We start from the raw sequence: 505 nt of genomic DNA on the forward strand, positions 1-505 counted from the left end.
GCTGTCCCCACGCACCAGGATACGCACCCGGGGCCAGCGGCTCCTGATCTGCTCCACGATCCGGCGGATGTCTGCCAGTGCTTCCTTCCCCGGATTCCTGTCTGCCGTGCGCAGGGTAGCGCTGAGGAGATGGTCCCCGCAGAAGACATACAGGGGAAGATAGCAGTTATGGCCGTAATATCCATGAAAGGCGCGGCCTTCCTGATGGCCATGGATACGGTCATCGGTGGCATCCACATCCAGAACGATCCGGGCGGGTGCGTGCTCATGCTGGTCAAGGAAGAGCGTGACGAACAGGGTAGCCAGGGCCTCATGATCAGCAATGATCCGACAGTAACGATCTGCCTGCTGCCCACTGCGCTCCAACCGGTTCAGTGTGGATTTTCCGGCCAGTGCCGCACAGTTGGCCCGACCTCCTGACAGACGGCCCGAGGCCAGACCAAAGATCAGGTCATGCCGCAAGGCATCGTGATCATTGAGATCTTCATAGCCCAAAGCCAGCCCC

1 protein-coding gene is annotated in these 505 nt (G+C 60.4%); it reads right to left on the reverse strand.

The window, feature by feature from the left end:
• On the reverse strand, positions 1 to 505 hold a 505-nt coding region (locus GXY01S_RS16855; protein WP_174520999.1), incomplete at both ends, for a transposase.

This window comes from Komagataeibacter xylinus NBRC 15237, assembly GCF_001571345.1.
Classification (GTDB): Bacteria; Pseudomonadota; Alphaproteobacteria; order Acetobacterales; family Acetobacteraceae; genus Komagataeibacter; species Komagataeibacter xylinus.